17 protein-coding genes are annotated in these 18304 nt (G+C 53.8%); 9 read left to right on the top strand and 8 right to left on the bottom strand.

Annotated features, from left to right (window positions below; translation table 11 throughout):
* Positions 1-754: 754 nt before the first annotated feature.
* The 9 genes from GN112_RS30820 (at position 755) to GN112_RS30780 (ending at position 10752) form a co-directional block, all read left to right on the top strand.
* Positions 755-1912, top strand: coding sequence for a (Fe-S)-binding protein (locus GN112_RS30820; RefSeq protein WP_174247678.1), 1158 nt, complete (start codon positions 755-757; stop codon positions 1910-1912).
* A gap of 338 nt (positions 1913-2250) precedes the next feature.
* Positions 2251-2421, top strand: coding sequence for an ArsR family transcriptional regulator (locus GN112_RS30815; protein WP_155313650.1), 171 nt, complete (start codon positions 2251-2253; stop codon positions 2419-2421).
* A 62-nt stretch (positions 2422-2483) separates the two neighbouring features.
* Complete coding sequence (locus GN112_RS30810; protein WP_155313649.1) at positions 2484-2936, top strand: complex I 24 kDa subunit family protein; 453 nt, start codon at positions 2484-2486, stop codon at positions 2934-2936.
* 9 nt (positions 2937-2945) lie between these two features.
* A complete protein-coding gene (locus GN112_RS30805; protein ID WP_155313648.1) occupies positions 2946-4871 on the top strand; it encodes an NADH-quinone oxidoreductase subunit NuoF in 1926 nt (641 codons plus the stop codon).
* The gene (locus GN112_RS30800; RefSeq protein WP_155313647.1) at positions 4868-5500 is read left to right on the top strand and encodes a 2Fe-2S iron-sulfur cluster-binding protein; all 633 of its coding nucleotides are present in this window, start codon (positions 4868-4870) and stop codon (positions 5498-5500) included. The genes GN112_RS30805 and GN112_RS30800 overlap by 4 nt, the downstream gene beginning before the upstream one ends.
* A 105-nt stretch (positions 5501-5605) precedes the next feature.
* Positions 5606-6790, top strand: coding sequence for a molybdopterin molybdotransferase MoeA (locus GN112_RS30795; protein ID WP_155313646.1), 1185 nt, complete (start codon positions 5606-5608; stop codon positions 6788-6790).
* Between the two features lie 125 nt (positions 6791-6915).
* Positions 6916-8886, top strand: a complete 1971-nt coding sequence (locus GN112_RS30790; RefSeq protein ID WP_155313645.1) for an aldehyde ferredoxin oxidoreductase N-terminal domain-containing protein — start codon at positions 6916-6918, stop codon at positions 8884-8886.
* Positions 8873-9406, top strand: coding sequence for a 4Fe-4S dicluster domain-containing protein (locus GN112_RS30785; RefSeq protein WP_155313644.1), 534 nt, complete (start codon positions 8873-8875; stop codon positions 9404-9406). Before GN112_RS30790 ends, GN112_RS30785 begins: the two co-directional genes overlap by 14 nt.
* A 131-nt stretch (positions 9407-9537) precedes the next feature.
* Complete coding sequence (locus GN112_RS30780; protein WP_155313643.1) at positions 9538-10752, top strand: molybdopterin molybdotransferase MoeA; 1215 nt, start codon at positions 9538-9540, stop codon at positions 10750-10752.
* A gap of 171 nt (positions 10753-10923) precedes the next feature.
* Here GN112_RS30780 and GN112_RS30775 read toward each other — a convergent pair whose 3' ends face one another.
* The 8 genes from GN112_RS30775 to GN112_RS30740 all read right to left on the bottom strand — a co-directional run bounded on the left by GN112_RS30775 (position 10924) and on the right by GN112_RS30740 (position 18300).
* Positions 10924-11829 carry a S1 family peptidase gene (locus tag GN112_RS30775; protein ID WP_155313642.1) on the bottom strand — a complete coding sequence of 302 codons (906 nt, stop codon included), beginning with the start codon at positions 11827-11829 and terminating at the stop codon, positions 10924-10926.
* Between the two features lie 205 nt (positions 11830-12034).
* Positions 12035-13159, bottom strand: a complete 1125-nt coding sequence (locus tag GN112_RS30770; RefSeq protein WP_155313641.1) for a hypothetical protein — start codon at positions 13157-13159, stop codon at positions 12035-12037.
* Between the two features lie 71 nt (positions 13160-13230).
* On the bottom strand, positions 13231-13410 hold the full coding sequence (locus GN112_RS30765; RefSeq protein ID WP_155313640.1) for a hypothetical protein: 180 nt from the start codon (positions 13408-13410) through the stop codon (positions 13231-13233).
* Positions 13411-13464: 54 nt separating this feature from the next.
* The gene (locus tag GN112_RS30760; RefSeq protein ID WP_155313639.1) at positions 13465-14316 is read right to left on the bottom strand and encodes a hypothetical protein; all 852 of its coding nucleotides are present in this window, start codon (positions 14314-14316) and stop codon (positions 13465-13467) included.
* 270 nt (positions 14317-14586) lie between these two features.
* Complete coding sequence (locus GN112_RS30755) at positions 14587-16041, bottom strand: hypothetical protein (protein ID WP_155313638.1); 1455 nt, start codon at positions 16039-16041, stop codon at positions 14587-14589.
* 416 nt (positions 16042-16457) lie between these two features.
* Positions 16458-17237: a transglycosylase SLT domain-containing protein gene (locus GN112_RS30750; RefSeq protein WP_155313637.1), complete on the bottom strand. Its 780-nt coding sequence runs from the start codon at positions 17235-17237 to the stop codon at positions 16458-16460.
* A complete protein-coding gene (locus tag GN112_RS30745; RefSeq protein ID WP_155313636.1) occupies positions 17234-17593 on the bottom strand; it encodes a hypothetical protein in 360 nt (119 codons plus the stop codon). The genes GN112_RS30750 and GN112_RS30745 overlap by 4 nt, the downstream gene beginning before the upstream one ends.
* Before the next feature lie 8 nt (positions 17594-17601).
* Complete coding sequence (locus GN112_RS30740) at positions 17602-18300, bottom strand: hypothetical protein (RefSeq protein WP_155313635.1); 699 nt, start codon at positions 18298-18300, stop codon at positions 17602-17604.
* Positions 18301-18304 lie beyond the last annotated feature (4 nt).

Here is an 18304-nt window from a genome sequence, read left to right as displayed (position 1 = left end):
CGACATAGCTGTCAAACTTTTTTTGAAAAAATTGCATGCAATCGAATAAAATTTTTAAGAAGAAGAACACCGACAATATTTTACTTTCACCCAACAGCCTTATTTAGCGGGAGATCCGCTGTTTCAAAACGATCGGTGATGATCAACCGGACTATGAAAATTATTCACAATTTCGATGACGCCCCATAGCTTTTCTGTAGAATGGGACCGTTCGGTCCAAAATCGGCCCACCGCATTCACGATTATTTTATAGGTACGGCGAAGTCGCCTTTCGAGTGTCAGACTTGCTTTAATGGTATACATTTCCATGGGTGCCGATTTTCTACAGAGAGAAAATCGGCCAAAAATTGCTCAACCAACCGGCGATGGAAGTATTTCTCCTAATAGTAGATATTTGACAAACATTCAGGAATCTTTTTTGGTATTTTTTTCTATCAGGAGATAATCTACGAAAAATCGGTGGCAATTTTTTTCTACAGATAGATATTTCATACAATTTCAGTTTTTTATTGACACTTTTTCCCATATGGCTTAGTTGTGGAAAAAGCTATTATATAGCTTTTTTATAACTACATTGTAAAAAATATGGTTTTTCTTTTTTTCTCATTTCTAATTATTTGATGCTTCACCAATACTGTGTTTTTATTTGGTCGATATAATACTTTTTTGGGCTGACTGAGGCACTGGCGAGAGACCCTTCAGGTCCGCCATGAACGATAAATAATAAAAGACAAAGAAGTGGATACGGATAACCGTGGAAACATTAGCCCCTTTCAAAGAAGTCATCGAAGAGATCAAAGAGGCAGGTGGAGAGGTATTCAAGCTGTGTTTTCAATGCGGCAAGTGCGATACGGTCTGCCCGTGGAACCGGGTGAGGCAGTTCAGCATGCGCAAGCTGATCCGGCAGGCCACCTTCGGGCTGACGGAGATCGATGGCGAGGACATCTGGCGCTGCACCACCTGCGGGCGCTGCCCCGAGTACTGTCCCCGGGGGGTCAAGCAGATCGAGCTGGGCGTTTCCCTGCGGCGTATCGCCACGGCCTACGAGGTTTTTCCCGCGTCGGTGAAGTCGGCCCGCACGGCACGGGCCAGCCTGATTTCCGAAGGCAACCCCTTGCAGTTCGACCGCAAGAAACGCGCCGACTGGGTCAGCGCCAATGACGTCGCTGTCAAGCCCTTCGAAGAAGGCATGGAGATGCTTTATTTCGTGGGCTGTTACTTAAGCTTTGATCCGCGCATGAAAAAGGTCGCCGTGGCCACGGCCGGCATTCTCAACAAGGCCGGCATCGATTTCGGCATCTTGGGCGAGAAAGAGAACTGCTGCGGCGAGAGCATCCGCAAGACCGGCAGCGAGAACGTGTTCAAGGACCTGGCCAGAGAGAACATCAAAACCTTCGTGGATCATGGGGTCAAGCGCATCCTGGTCTCCTCCCCGCACTGCTACCACACCCTGAAAAACGAATATCCCGAGTTCATGGCCAATTTCGAGGTGGTGCACGTCACCCAGTACCTGCTCGAGCTGATCGAGAGCGGCCGGCTGGAGATCACGGGCAGCTATGAAAAAACGGTGGCCTACCACGATCCCTGCTACATGGGCCGGCACAACGGGATTTACGACGAACCGCGCGAGGTGTTGCGGCGCATCCCCGGCCTGAAGCTGGTGGAGCTGGCCGACAACCGCGTGGACAGCCTGTGCTGCGGCGGCGGGGGCGGCCGGATCTGGATGGATACGCCCAAGGAAGAGCGTTTTTCCGACATCCGGTTGCAGCAGGCCATGGACGTTCAGGCCCAGGAGCTGGCCACGGCCTGCCCCTACTGCATCACCAACTTTGAGGAGAGCCGCCTGAACATGGAAATCGAGGATGTCCTGGACGTCAAGGACATCACCGAGATCGTCCAGGCCGTGATCTAACCAAGGTTCCGACGGATTCGTAAAAAGCCTGAGATCAAGGCTTGCGGATTCTTGAGGAATGAAGGCGTACTATGTCGTACGCCGCAAGACGAAGGATACGTGTAACGCCGATATCGGGCTTTTTACGAATCCGTCTATAAAGGTGTCAAACGACGTACTGCCGAAAGAAATACTATAGCTGTTCTCCGACAAGCCCGGAGGAAACACGAACCACGGCGACGTAATGATCGTCGGCGGCGGGGTCAGCGGCATCCAAACCTCGAAGTTCTGACACTGATGAGGATTTTTACACCAGCGACCAGTTTGGCGGGCTCTTTGAGGAGTTGATTGCCAGCCGGATGTCCATCAGCCAGATTACCTCGCTGTTGGAAGAAAAGCCCCTTTCGACCGGAGAGATCGCCGAGGCGCTGGGACTCAACCCGTCCGAAGTTTCCCGGCACATGAACAGCTCGTCACGCTACGGGTTTGTGCGCTACGACACCGAGCAGAAGTGTTACGCGCTGGTATAAAAAGAATCGCCCCGGGAAAAAGGACATGACGACGGATTCGTCAACAATCAGGAAGGCCATTTATGAACAACGCAAAAATCGATCAGATTATCGACCAGCATGACGGCGAGGCCAGTTCGCTCATCCAGGTGCTCCTGCAGATCCAGAGCGAGAACAACTGGCTGCCCAAGGAAGCGCTGGAGCGGGTCAGCCAGCGTCTCGATGTACCGCTGACCCGGGTCCAGCACATTGCGACCTTTTACAAAGCCTTCAGTCTGGTGCCCAAGGGCCGCCACGGCGTTCACATCTGCATGGGCACCGCCTGCCATGTGCGCGGCGCCGCGCGTGTCCTCGACGCGGTCCAGGACCAGATCGGCATCCATCCCGGCGAGACCGACCTGGATCTCAACTTCAGCCTGGAGACGGTCAACTGCCTGGGATGCTGCGCGTTGGGGCCGGTTGTGGAAATCGATGGGAAGACGCATGGCAAGATGACGCCAGGCCAGAGTGCAGACGTGTTAAAACAATACGAGTAGGATAAAATTATGCCGCTGATTAATTCACCTGCTGAATTGGACACATTCAGGGAGGACATCCTCTCCCAGAGAGACCCGAACAAACCCTGCATCACCCTGTGCTCCGGGTCGGCCTGCCATGCCACGGGCAGCCATGACGTGGCCGCCAGGCTGGCCGAGGAACTGGAGAAACAGGGCCTTGCCAAGGAGGTGGATATCCGCCGCACGGGCTGTCACGGGTTCTGCGAACGGGGCCCGATCATCGTCATTCATCCCGACGAGATCTGTTACTTCCAGATCCAGCCCGACGACGTGCCCGAGATCATCACCGAGACCATCAAAGGCAAGAAGGTCATCGAGAGGCTGGTCTACGACGATCCGGCCACCAACGAGAAGATCGTCCAGGAATCCAAGATTCCTTTCTACAAGCACCAGCAGCGCCTGGTCTTCGGTTCCAACAGCAGCGTCGATCCCAAGAGTATCGACGACTACCTGGCCATCGGCGGATACAACGCCCTGGCCAAGGCCCTGGACCGCATGACCGACGAGGAGGTTCTGGAGGAGATCAAAAAATCCAACTTGCGCGGTCGCGGCGGCGGTGGTTTTCCCGCGGGCCGCAAGTGGGAGGGCTCGCGCAACGATCCCGAGCCGGTCAAGTACGTGATCGTCAATGCCGACGAGGGCGATCCCGGCGCCTATATGGACCGCAGTTTACTTGAGGGCAACCCCCACGCTATTCTCGAGGGGCTGACCCTGGGCGCCTATGCCATCGGCGCCCACGAGGGCTACATTTACGTGCGCCAGGAGTATCCCCTGGCCGTGGAGAACGTCCACACCGCCATCCGGCTGGCCGAGGAGTACGGCTTTCTGGGCAAGAACATCCTCGGCTCAGGATTCGATTTTGAGGTCAAGGTGCACAAGGGCGCCGGCGCATTCGTCTGCGGCGAGTCCACCGCCCTGATGACCGCCCTGGAGGGCCGCGTGGGCGAGCCCCGGCCCAAGTACATCCGCTCCAACATCAAGGGCCTGTGGGAAAAACCCAGTGTGCTCAACAACGTGGAGACCTGGGCCAACGTGCCCATGATCATCAACAAGGGCGCCGACTGGTTCACCGAGCACGGCACCGAGACCAGCAAAGGCACCAAGATCTTCTCCCTGGTGGGCAAGATCACCAACACCGGCCTGGTGGAGGTGCCCATGGGAACGCCCCTTAAGGACATCATCTTCAAGATCGGTGGCGGCATCCCCGGCGGCCGCAAGTTCAAGGCCGTGCAGACCGGCGGGCCTTCCGGCGGCTGCATTCCCGAGGATCAGCTCGATCTGCCGGTGGGTTTTGACGAGTTGACCAAGGCCGGCTCCATGATGGGCTCCGGCGGCATGATCGTCATGGACGAGGACACCTGCATGGTGGATGTGGCCCGCTACTTCATCGAGTTCCTCACCGATGAGTCCTGCGGCAAGTGCGTGCCCTGCCGGGAGGGGTTGCGCCAGATGCTCAAGATCCTGACCAACATCACCCAGGGCAAGGGCAAGGAGGGCGACATCGAGCTGCTCGAGGCCCTGTCCGAAACCGCCATGGAGGCGGCCCTGTGCGCCCTGGGCAAGAGCGCGCCCAACCCGTTTTTGAGCACCCTGCGCTACTTCCGGGAGGAGTACGAGGCCCACATCAATGAGAAGCGCTGCCCGGCCCTCTCCTGCAAGGAACTGATCAACTACTACATCGATCCGACCAAGTGCAAGGCCTGCCGGATGTGCTTCAGAAAGTGCCCGGCCAACGCCATTGACAGCGCCAAGAACAAGGTCCACATCATCGATCAGGAGAAGTGCACCAAGTGCGGCACCTGCTTCGAGGTCTGTCCGCCGAAGTTCGGCGCGGTGACCAAGATCTCCGGTCAGCCGGTCCCCCCGCCCGTTCCTGAAGAAGAACGAACAATCAGAAAGAGCAAAGACAAATGAGTGAAATCCGCTTAGAAATAGACGGCAAATCGGTAACCGCCAGCGAAGGCATGACCCTTCTGGAGGCGGCCCGCGGCGCGGGGATCAAGATTCCGACCCTGTGCTACCACGAAAAGCTCGAACCGTTCGGCGGCTGCCGCCTGTGCATCGTGGAGGTTGAGGAGCGCGGCTGGACCAAGATGGTGGTCTCGTGCGTGTTCCCCGCGGCCGAGGGTCTGGTGGTGAGAACCCGCTCCGAGAAGATCGACCGCATCCGCAAGATGATCATCGAACTCTTGCTGGCCCACGCGCCGGATGCCTTCGAGCTGCTCGACCTGGCCAAGGAGTACGGTGCCGACCGCAACCGCTTCGAAAAGGAGGCTTCCTTCTGCATCCACTGCGGGCTGTGCGTGCGCTACTGCGCCGAGGTCAAGGGCAAACACGCCATCGGCTTTGTCGACCGCGGCGTGCGCAAGGAGATCGCCTTCGTGCCCGAAATCGCCGCCAACGAGTGCTGGAACTGCAAGGAGTGCTTCGAACTCTGCCCCACGGAAGCCCTCCAGGCCGCTTATGTGCTGACTACGGCGATGACATCGCCCCTTAGCGGGGCATCGATACCGGTACCCGGCAAATCAGGCGATCACGGATAATACCAGTCAATGACTTTCGCCGGTCGACGGGTATCGTCTCACCGCCGCTGGCGATTCCCGCTTACCCGTTTTTTCATGGCGGGAGCATGTTAGAAGGGTTCAGGTATGATTGATCTTAAAAAAGCCCAACAGCTGATTCTGGACGCAACACCGGTACTGGGCCGCGAGAGCGTTCCGATTCTGGATGCCCTGAATCGCGTTCTGGTCGAGGATATCACCGCCGTACAGGATCTTCCGGCGGCCGACATTTCAGCGGTTGACGGGTATGCGGTATGTCACGGATCACTGACCGGAGCGTCGCCAAGCCATCCGGCAAGCCTCCGGATCATCGGCGAAGCCCCTGCCGGCAAGCCTTGCCGGTCAACGGTCGGCACTGGCGAAGCGGTACGCATCATGACCGGCGGATTGCTTCCAAAGGGCGCCGACACCATCGTTAAAATTGAACACACGACCGAATCCGGCAACACGGTGACCTGCAATACCGACCCCGGAACCGGTGCCGGCATCCGCTTTAAAGGCGATTCACTGAAAAAGGGCGATGTGGTGCTTCATGCCGGCGACACTGTTCACTCGCTGGAAATCGGTTCACTGGCGTGTCTTCGGCGTGCCTATGTCACCGTGCATCGCAAACCCCTGGTGGCAATCGTCTCGACGGGTGATGAAATTTCGGATTTTCATGAGCCCCCCGCCTTGGACAAGGCCATGTGCTCCAACCTTTACGCCCTGGCGGCCCAGGTATTGGAAACCCATGCCACGCCTCTTTGCCTGGGCACCGTGCCGGATGACCTGGAGGCGCAAAAAAACGTTCTGTCCGAAGCCATGCGTGCCGATGTCATCATCACCTCAGGAGGAACGTCCCGGGGCAAGTACGACCTGATCCACAAGGCATTCGCTTCCCTGGGTCTGGAAACGCGCTTTTCCAGCATCTTCGTCAAACCCGGTAAACCAACCATCTTCGGAACCATCGGGAAAACCCTCGTTTTCGGATTGCCGGGCAACCCGTCGGCAACGATGCTCTCATTCGAGCAGTTCATTCGCCCGGCACTGCTTCGAATGATGGGCCATCTGAATGGTTCCGATGCCTCCCCTGCAAAATCAAACGGAAACAGCAGGAATGACCCCTTTGCCCAGATCGACTCGTTCAACAGGGCACTAGGTGGCAACAAAGCGCATCTCAGGCCATCCCAGGTCCCGCTGGGAAACATCCGGACCGGTAACGGCAGACCGCTCGGTCGGCAAACGCCCTGCCACGACATCCAAACGGATCAGCTGAAGGTTGCCGCCCACTAATCATCTCAATTCCCCCTCCCGTGGGCTGCACACAAACGCATGGCGGCGGGATTTTCGCGAAACCGCCCGTTTTCCCACGGGGGATTAAAATAGACGAATAATCAGAACCATGGAGGCATTCAATAATGAGATACGCTGAAACCGGATATAACTTGGAAATCGATCTATCCAGAGGGAACATCGAAAGGGTGGAAACCGACCCCAAGCTGCTTGAGACTCACCTTGGCGGGCTCGGCACCAATGTCAAAATCCATTACGACCGGGTCGGGCCCGAGGTCAACGCCTTCGACCCGGAGAACCTGCTGATTTTCAGCACCGGCCTTTTGTGTGGCACGCCGGCCTTCAGTGCCAACCGGACCCTGGTCAGCTTCATCTCTCCGCAAACCAATTTGCTCGCCTACCCCATGATGGGTGGTTTCTGGTCCGCGGAATTGAAGTACGCCGGATACGACAAGGTGGTCATTCGCGGAAAATCCCCGGATCTGATTTACATCTGGATTAACAATGACAAGGTGGAATTGCGCGACGCCTCCCATCTGAAGGGAAAAGGCGCGGTAGAGACCCAGGATCTGATCCGACAGGAACTAAAGGATCCCAATGTCCAGGTGGCGGCCATTGGCATGGCCGGTGAGAACCGATGTTTTACGGCATCGATCGAGCAGTCCCGCTCCAGCTCCAGCCGCGGTGGCGGCGGGGCCGTCATGGGCGACAAGAACATCAAGGCCATCGCCGTACGCGGAACCAAGCCGGTCAACCTGGCCCGCGGTGAGGAATTCATGGCCCACATGAAGGATATCCGCAAATACATCGACTTTCGCAATGAAAACCCCATCCCCGAAGTCATGCCGATCTTGTCCGGTATCGGTTCTCCGCAAATGATGAAGCACGTCGACGAGAAATGGCATACGGAGAGTTTCGCCTGGGGCAACTCTCGCGTCCGCCGCAAGGATTTCTGGACGGACGAAATCGACAAGACCTGGACCGAGAGCCAGACGTCGGCCATCAAACGCTTCATCAGTTGCTTCAACTGTCCTCAGCAATGCGGCGCTCTGATCATGCACGATGACGTTCCGCCCTATATGATGAAATGCTTCTCCAAGCTGACCTACACTATGGCGGCCTTTGTCGACGACCTCGATTTCACCTGGAGAATCTGCAAGCAAGCCTTCGAATACGGGTTGGACTCCTTTTCTACCCCCCAGATCCTGGCCTTCGGCGTAGAACTCTATGAGGCCGGCATTTTCACCGATGAGGACTTCAAGGGCTGCCCCACCGACAAGGAAGGCCGCTTCTTCTGGCTGCTCGACCGCGTCGCCCGCCGCGAAGGGATCGGCGATTACCTGGCCGACGGCACCTATTGGGCCGCCCGGCGGATCGGCAAGGGGGCCGAGGCGTTCGATCACAATACCACCAAAAAGCACGAGCAGATGAACATCAAGCTGGGCATGCTCGATCCCTTATACTACCTGATGTTCGCCACCAACGAAAAAATCAGCATCACCCAGATCGAGGGCAACTGGCCCCAGGCCGCCTTCCCCGACAAAAAAACGCGTGAGGCGTTTGTAAAGGACTGGCCCCAACTGCCGGACGAAAAATTCAAAAAATACTTCGTGGATTGGGAACCGCGCGGCGAAATGGCCAACCCCCAGTATCCGACACCTGAAATGTCCTCTGAGATCGTGGACTGGATGGAGATGCTGCACAACATTGATGATGCGCTCGGTATATGTTGCGGGATGGGGTCCTTCTGCCTGAAACCGCCCTACCACGTGCACAACTATTCCAAACTGATCGCTTCGGCGACCGGAATGGACATCGATCAGGCCGGGGTTAAGAAAATCGTCAACCGCAGCCGCAACCTCCACCGGGCGTATAATAACATCCGCGGCATGCGCCGAAAGGACGAGCTGCCACCGGCGGATCACTGGAAACGCCGTTTTCCCGATCTTGAAGAAACGCTCATGCAGACCTACTACAAATTTAAAGGCTGGAACGAGGAAGGCATTCCCACTCGCGAACGCCTGCACGAATTAGATTTGGATTATGTTGCCGATGACTTAGAAAAAAGGGGGATCCTGAACGATGGCCAAAATTAAAAAAACAGTCAAGACAATCAAAATTGATGCGGACAAGTGCAACGGCTGCCGCACCTGCGAGGTCGTTTGCTCCGCCTTTCATTCCGAACCCAAATACAGCAGTGTCAATCCGGCGACATCGCGTATTCGCGTGATTACCCACCGTCTCAAGGATATCTGGCTGCCGGTGTTTGCAGGCGAGTACACGCCGGCGGAATGCATGGGTCGCGATAAATACATCATTGATGGCAAAGAGTATGACGAGTGTACCTTTTGCCGGGCGACCTGCCCGTCCCGGGACATGTTTAAAGATCCCGATTCCGGTTTGCCCCTGAAATGTGATATGTGTGAGGGCAACGAAAGCGGCCCCCTGTGTGTGGAGTGGTGCCTGAACGATGTCCTCATTTTCGAGGAACGTGAAGAGGAAGTCGAGGAGGAGGTTGTCATCGACGAGATGGAGGCGGGTTTGGAAGCCCTGATCGACAAGTACGGATACGACAAACTGGGTACCGCCTTTGCCCGGCTGACCCAAAAAGCCTGAGTGACAGCATTCAAGATAATGTTTTTGGGCTGCGTTATCGGTCGTCGCGGTATGGGTTATACAGCTTCCTCCCCCTGGCCTTGCCAAAAACATTATCTTAAACACTGATATCAATAACGATAGACCGATCCATGAACAAAGTACAAATGGGTTACGATGAGGCGCTGAAGGTAACCCTTGAAACCATCGCCCCTTTAGGCATCGAACGCATTGCCCTTTCCGCGTGTACGGACAGGATTGTTGCCGAAGACCTTCGTTCAACGGTCAACTCCCCTTCCATTCACGCATCGATGAAAGATGGCTACGCGGTCCGATCGGATGAAATCGAACATGCCTCCCCCAAAAATCAGGTACGTTTACGACTGATCGGAGTGGCGGCCGCCGGAGGTCGGAGTGACCAACCCGTAACCGGCGGTACCGCTATTCGAATTCTCACCGGCGCGAAAATTCCCGAGGGTGCCGATGCCGTTTTGGCCGAGGAGTTTACCTCCCGTGAAGGAGATATGCTCACCGTTTTCAATAATGCCCATCCCGGCCGCAACATCTTGCCCAAGGGTGCCGATGTGGCTGAAAATGAGCTTGTGGCGTCCCGGGGAAGCCGCCTTTCCCCCGGGATGCTGGGCATCCTGGCCGCCGCCGGATACAGCACGCTACCGGTCTATCGCCAGCCCCGGCTGGCCATCCTGGCCACGGGAGACGAACTGGTTGTCCCCGGCCACCCCCTACCGGATGGGAAACTGTATGCCAGCAATCTGGAAATGCTTAACGGGTGGTGCCAGCGTTACGGTATGCGGACCACCTTCGCCATTTTAAGTGACCGGCCGGATACAATCACCGCAGAACTGGCCGAACGGGTAAAAAGCCACGATGCGCTGATCACCAGCGGCGGTGCCTGGACCGGTGATCGCGATTATGTGGCCGAGGCGCTTGGCACCCTGGGATGGGAAAAGTATTTCCACTGGATCCGAATGGGGCCCGGCAAACCGGTCGGGTTTGGTCTGCTTGAGCAGAAGCCGATTTTCCTGCTGCCTGGCGGACCGCCATCCAATCTTACCGCTTTTCTTCAAATTGCCCTGCCGGGTCTTTTGGCCCTTGGCGGTAATAAGACCCCCTCCCTGCCCCGGATCATGGTAAAACTGGCAGACACCCTCACCAGCCGACAGACCGATTGGACCGAGTTCGTCTATGGCGTCTTCCGGTCCGTTGACGGTCACGCCCTGTTTGACCCACTTAGAGGAATCAGTCGATTAAAAGCCTTGGCCCGCGCCGAAGGAGTTGTGGCTATTCCCGAAGGCGTGAAGTCCCTGCCGGCGGGCACGGTTGTTTCCGTGCAGCTTCTCGTCTAGCCCCCCACTGCAATCAGACCATTGCGGTCACCCTGGATGAAGCCAACCTCAACCTGCAAGCGGTTTCCGCCTATTTCAGAGTTGTATTTCTGTCGCCTATTACCAGAGTAGAGCTTGCAGGTTCGCATTCCCTCGCCACTTTACCTTTGCCAGTACGCTTCCTGTGAACGGTTACATATTTTCTAACAGATCGACGCGGATACCGTAATTCACCATAGCAGCGTTAGGTGTTCGAATCACATTCACCTTGCCACTTTTCGTAAACTTAACAATAGGAACGATATTCATAGCATTTACCAACCCGATAACCTGACCATCCTTATTAAAAATAGGACTTCCTGAAGCACCACCGGTAACACCCATATCATGTCGGATAACTTTATTCGCTTCCGGCCCGGAATCGCCAAGCCACCAGTCGCTTACCGCACTAATGGTGCCAGATTGTGTAGTCGCCAGTACGTTATTACAATTTACATTGCCTCCTTGGAGATTTTCCGTCGGAAAACCAATATATTGAATGGCGTCACCGGGATTCAGGTTTTTAAGTGTCTCTTTACTGGCAACGGAAAGCGGAAAAGGAAGCTTTTCCTTCAACCGCATAAGAGCCACATCCGGAGAATTGACTGGGGATTTGCCATTCATGTCAACACCAATTTTTTTATAATCGGAGTGGATTGAAAAATTAACAATCTGTATAAATTTCCCTTTTGATTGATTAGGCAAATAATATGGTACACATCCTGATACGCTTTCCTTTTCACAAACGTTCAATACATCCTTAACGGCCAGCGCAACATGAGCATTGGTTGCCAGGACATCTGTTTTATACAGCCATGCTGTACCTCTAGGAATGGGTCCATGTCCGGGGACAGCCACAACGACCAAACCGACACCCTTTGCCCTGTCTTCAGCGTTAATCGCCGTTGAAGAATTGATTGACGAATTCTCCTGGGCAGTTGTATCCATATTGCCCAGATCATCCTGCCCGACGACCGTTTCCCATTCTGAAGCATATGCCGACATGTGAAATGAAAGACCAAAAACAATCACCGCGAGGACAACAACAGGCAACTTCATAATAATTTTCTCCAATGCAATGGTGTTATACAAATCTCAGAAATGGTTTATACGGTTCTCCAGTGGCCTGAGTCCCTCACTCCTGCGTGGAAACCCCATCCGATCCGAAAGGTTTACAATGGTCGTTCCCACGCGGAGCATGGGAACGAGAGATTGGTCACTGGAACTGCGCAGCACACCGCATAAGTTTGAAATCCGTCGATGATCAATCGAAGCCTTTTGACTTATAGGGGTCATGGCGTTCTTCGAATTCCTTGTCGCGAAGCCGTTCCCGGTCGATGACAAACTGGACCTCCCGGCTGGTCGCATCGCCGGGTCTGATCCCTTTCAGCAGATCCACCTCTGCCGCTGTATACCGGTAGGGAACGCCGTTCAGCATGACTTCACCACCTCTATCCAGAATATCATGGATCATCTTCATCATATTGGTCTGCAAACGGAAGGGATCCGTATCTTCGATGCGCGCCCGCCAGTTCACATAACAGGCCTGGGGATTGTCGGGAATGATACGTGAACCAAATCGCTTTGCCTCGACGACACCGGTCACGGTATTGATGACTTTGCCAAACACCTCAGTGGTCTCATATTCCGTCGCGCCATCGAGTCTCACATTGATCAGGTTTTCGAACTTATCGGCGCTGCGTTGAAGGATCCCCCCCTTGACCGTCTGTGTTTCTTCAGCCCGCATCGTGCCATGACCGCCGTCCGACACCACCACACCGGACCCGCCTTTATTTCCACGCCATCCTGTGAGTTTGCGCCCAACCAGATCCCCGACCTCTTTTTCCACTTCGGCAATGGCATCATCACGGTCCCTTTTGGTCACATAAAATGTTTTTGAGAGACCGGCACCCATGTCTCTGCCGCCGCTGTCATACCCCTCCCCGTCGACCCTTGCCTGGGCTTTGTAAAGGCCCTCGTCCACCGGTTTTACCTTGACTTTCATCCACACAATGTAGGCCATGTCTGCACTGTATTTTTTACACATCTCCATACTGGCGAGAACGGAGTCCTCGCGAGCCCGTTCCATTACCCGGTTGTATTCCCTTTCCGCGGCATCTTTGGCAAACGGATTGATGACCTCGAAATCGTGACGAACCAGTTGGTTGTTGATGAAGCGCATCATGCGGCGGTAGTCCAAGGTCGCCTTGCCGCCTTTTTTTGCGTCGGCGCCCTCTTCAACATAAAAGGGCAGCACCACGACTCTCGTTTGGGCCATTGCCGCGGCATTGAACACACTTCCCAGCAACAGAATCGCAACCAGGCCAACAGTGATCTTCCAGTTTTTTCCCTTTACGCAATTGCCATTCTGCATCGGTCTCAGTTTCATGCATGCCTCCTTTGATGGACAACTGTTCCTGCTTGTAAATCGATATGGGTTTTTAAATTTTCGGAATTGCATTACTCACCTTGGAATTCCTTATCCCTTGCGCGTTCCCGGTCGATGACGAATTGAATTTCCCGGCTGGTCGCCTCACCGGGCCTGATCCCCTTGAGAAGATCGATCTCACTTGGTGTATAGCGATAGGTGACGCCTCTCAAGGTCAAATTGCCCTTGGCATAGAGGATATCGTCAACCATTTTCATCACATTGGATTGCAGCCGAAAAGGATCCGTATCTTCGATCCGCACCCGTCAGGTGGCAAACGAGGCCTGGGGGTTTTCCGGCTGGATGCTGGTGCTGTAACGTTTGGCTTCGACCACACCCGTGGCCGTGTTGATCACCTTGCCAAAAATCTCCGTAAGTTCATATTCATTGGCGCCGTCCAAGCGCACATTAATCAGGTTGGCGGTTTTGCTGAGATTACGTTCCAGAACCCCTCCGCCATCAGAACCCGGCCCATCAAAACCGGTAGATCCACTGCTCGCCCTTACTGTATCATGCCCCCTTCTGCCACTCCATTTGGTCAGTTCTCTGCCGACCGTATCCCCGACCTCTTTCTCAACCTCGGCAATGGCATCGTCGCGGTACCATTTGGTTATTTTAAACGTCTTGGAAACATTGGCGCCCAAAAGCCTGCCGCCGCTGTCATACCCTTCCCCGTCGACCCTGGCGGAGGCCATCCAGAGGCGATCCGATGTGGGTCTGAGCCTGACGGTAAGCCATACGATGTAGGCGGCATCCGTCCCATATTTTTTACACATTTCCATACATGCCAGCGATGAATCCTCCCTTGCCCGTTCCATAACCCGGTTGTACTCACGCTCTTGTGCGTCCCTGGCGAAGGGACTGATCACCTCAAAACCATGGCGGACGAGCTGATTGGTAATGAAGCCCATCATCCGGCGATAGTGCCTGGTCTCGGCGCCGCCTGCTCTGGCGTCCTGTCCTTCTTCGGTATAGAAGGGGAGAACAACGATTCTTGTTTGTGCCAAGGCCATCCCGGCCAGTGGGCTGGCAAGCAACAGGCCAAGGAGCAGAAATGAAATGGCCACCTTGCTAAGCAACCCGGCTTTTTGAGATGAGTGTTTCAGTACGTTGGACATGATTGACCTCCTCTGACGCGATTATTTTGAAATTGAACTGTTCTTGAATGCTTATCCGGGGGTATCGAACAGACTTCGCTTTTTACAAGTTCCGAATAAGGGTATTTGCTAAGGATCGGGAATTTTATTAATTGAACAAAATTGCTTGTTCTTGCGCCCGTCTTCCGCGTTGCATCAACGGCCACATACTCCCCGTATGCAACCCTTGATGCGCCTTGAAGACGAATACAAGCCCGGCGCAATGACGTCCAATTCATTTCATCCCCGATCCTAATCAAATCCCCTTTCAAAGTGGACTTCCAACAGATCGTATCCTTTCGGCACCAGCCGAAACGGCAAAACGGTACTGGTCCTCAGGTTGCGCCGTAAATAACCCGATATTTCATCCAAATTGCCTGCATATCGCAACACGTAGCAACGACACGCCGTCTGATCGTCACACAGTGCATCCTCACGCCGGATCTCGGAAAGGCCGGGCGCCTTGATCAGCACGGGGTAGATCCGCTTCTCATAAACATCGGTGAATTGGTAAAAACAAATATCCAAATCCTGTAAAGGCGCATAATCGGCCGGTGTGTTTACCGTCACGGGTCTCCGATGATCTCTGTGAGCGCCCTGCACCCTCTGGTTTATCACATAAGCTTTAGATGTAAATCCAGACAAATAAGTCCCAGCAACATTTGTAGGAATAAAATCGCCATCCCTTGATTCGAGCGGACTCACGCGCCAAAGTGCCCTTAAAGCGACTCCGATTTTATCACCATCGGGATGCCGGAACATTTCGGTCATGAGAAGAACGGTCCCGGCTTTGAACATGGATTCATCCATGTCGAATACACGCCGTGTTTTATGATAGAAATCAATCTGTCGAAATACGGGTCCGAAATCTTCCTGGCTGACGACGCAACTCACGCCCCGGTTGCCGACCATGGCCTGTTGAAGGGTGTTTTGAATGAGATCCTGAAACCCTCTATCCACCCTGGCTGAGGATTCTTTTACAAATAACAGAACGCGAATATCCTCGTCTGCCGCATGGTGACCGCCGGCCTCAATTCCGGCGCGGTATGCATCAACCAACTCGGCGGTAAGACTGTACGCCAGTCGGTCAATGGATTCATAAGGCCTTTCCTCCAGCCCCTCGGGAAATGGGGTGGAAATTTGACTGGCCTGATAAAGTTCGTAAGCAGGGGTGCCCGGCGCGTAATCAAAGGTAGCCTCACCAACCACGCCAGGTATGGTTCTGCCGTTTGCGTCGGAGGCCGTTATCCTGACCTTAACCTGATTTAAAATATCTTCACTCGAAGCGGTAACTTCATATACAATAAGGTTTTTCAAAATCTGCCAATCGCCGAAAGCCGCTCCGTAAAATGTCATGGGCCGCCCTTCCCGACATTCAAACCAGTTCTGTCTGCTCAGGGTATAGAGGTCGCGGGTCTCACGGACCCGTAGAGCCAGCCTTTCCATAACCAATTCTTCAAGGCGGCTGTAAGGTAAGTCCGATTTGAAAGAGCCGGGTATGACCGATGCCGGTGCCATCATCCGTGGCGCGTATGCTTTTTTTGAAACGATGGATTCAATCAGATGGCCGATTTCGGCTTCAAATCGTTGATTGGTGCTTTTATCAAGGCGTGGGGTAACACCCGAGCAACCCATCGCCATAATAACCCAAAACACGGAAAGAGCAATTAACATTAAGGTACTATTGCTTTTCTCAGAAATATTCATGAAGTGCTCCTTTTAGATGCACGGCATCCTGTTTCACTCGTCGAAAGCCATGGGTGTTGAAATAACCGAATTAAAATTTTATCTATGCGAACCATAGTAAAATGCTGATGCAGAACAGGATGTTCATGCCTTAGAGCCTGTTTGCGAAGTCTGGATCAGGCTCGATAACAAGGCGGAAAGTGGCTCGAAAGCGGAGCATATACGTAATATGTGAGCATTTTGAGACACTTTCCAACGCCGTTAGCGGGCCTTAGACGGATTTATCAAACAGGCTCTTACACATTTCTCTGGAATGGTGCGATTATTTTAATCAATGGAAATAGAAACAATGAAATATTCTTGATTCTTTGCTATATGTCAAATATTTTATGGAAACCGACAGAGTCCTACCCGCAAAACATTTAAAGATGTCAATTTCATCCCGCCCTGCGAATGAGGCGAGCCCAGTTGAGGACTTTTTTGGAATAGGCGGATTTATTGATCACCATTTCACGCCCCCCGGCATAGACAATGACCAGATCATCCTTTTTCTTCCCGTATGCCGAACCTGCATAATAGTACTCCAAAGGGTAACGCCAGGAGGCGATGTAATGACGCTCGCCAATATCCTTTCGCTTATCGACGGAGGCTTGCCGGTACATTTTATCGAGGTACCAGCTTCCGGTAAAAATTGAGGAGCGAGGATTGAAAGGGTCGTTCTCTACATGAATACCTTGCGCCATAAGCCCTTGGCGAGCCGCCAGAAAAGTGCCTGAAATGGTCTGCATGAGCCCCTTGGCCGAACTGGTGCCGGCTTCTGCTTCAGGATTTCCCCCGGATTCGACCATGATGACGGCCCCAATGATTTCCTCCGGAATTTCAAACCGTTTTGACGTCTCTTCAATCAGATTCCCATAGCGCTCAAGCGTTTTGGTGAGATAAAGCGAAATTCGCCGGGCATCCTTGCTGCCCCGGAGTGCTGCCGTCTCTTGTTCTATAGAAAATGGCAGGTAGATTTTGCGAAGCCTTGCCCATGGATCCTGGCGCTTCACACCGGCCTTTTGCTCGACAACAGGGGGGGCTTTATCAAACCTCTCCTGAAGTGTTTTCCATGGATCACTTGCTCGTGCAAGCTTGCCGACCCCCAGGAGCATTATAAAAAGGATGCATGTGGTATAAATTCCATTTTTTATCATCGGAAGATCGTTTTTTTTCATTTGACCCGCTCCACGAAAGCAACATTGATGCCTTGACGGCTCAAGGCCTGGAAAGCCATCAGGTAATCCACCAGCAACACTTTGTTTGTTCGGTCCTCTTCGAGGTACAATACTCTTTTTTGACCGCCCCCCCCATTGGTGACGACGGAAATCCGTCCGTTCCTTTCGAGCAGTTCGGCATCCGCCTCCGGTTTGTACCAATCCGCCCCGAAACGGAGCCAGATCGATCCATCCTCCATGGTAAGATGACCGATCCTATCCGGAGAGACGAATGCGATTGTTGACCGGGACGAGCGCCCCGCTTTCCGGGGGGTGATTTGTCCGCGCATGCCTTGTCGGCCTTCATCCACACTCATGAGGACCATCATGGAAAAAACCATGATGATGAGGAAGAGATAGGCAAAAAGATCTTTTCCCGGATCCTGGGTTCCTGTAAATACATTGATCCCTTGTCGGCCACGTCGACGCATGTTTTTTTCTCCTCGATGATTTCGCTGATTTTAAGCCCGACCAGGATATCCAGCCGTTTGGCGCGGATCGTCAGACAGCGGGAGCAAAGGAGTGTCACGGTAAGCCCCCCCATCACGGCGGCACCCAGTGATGTGTATAACGCCGTGGCCAAACCGTTGTTCCAAGAAGCTGCAAAAACGACTGAGGCCGCCTGCCCGCCGGCCAGGCCCTGGAACATTTCATTAAAAGCCCCGATGGAACCAAAGATCGTCCCTGCAAACCCGATAAGGATCAGGGTGTTGACATACCCGTGCAAGGCCGTGAAATGAACGGACACGTGGCAATCCACTTCGGTCCAGATCACATCTATAAGGGCATCCACGCTTCTGCCGTGCCCGGCGGCTGCCGTTGCAAGCCTTGCAAACAAAGGATCAAGAAAAAACAACGCTTCGTTTGACCCGGTCAATAAAGATGAGAACCCGATCCGGACAGGCACATGTCGGAGAATGTCAAAGAGAATGATCAGTCTTCGAATCATCAGGAAAAAATAGACTAAAAATACAGGGCCGAAAAAGAGTCCGAAATTTTTTAGAATCCACTGAAGGAATGCCATATTT

The organism is Desulfosarcina ovata subsp. ovata, from assembly GCF_009689005.1.
In the GTDB taxonomy this organism is placed as follows: Bacteria; Desulfobacterota; Desulfobacteria; order Desulfobacterales; family Desulfosarcinaceae; genus Desulfosarcina; species Desulfosarcina ovata.
The sequence above is the reverse complement of the archived record's forward strand: the minus strand, read 5'-3'. Positions and strand labels throughout refer to the sequence as shown.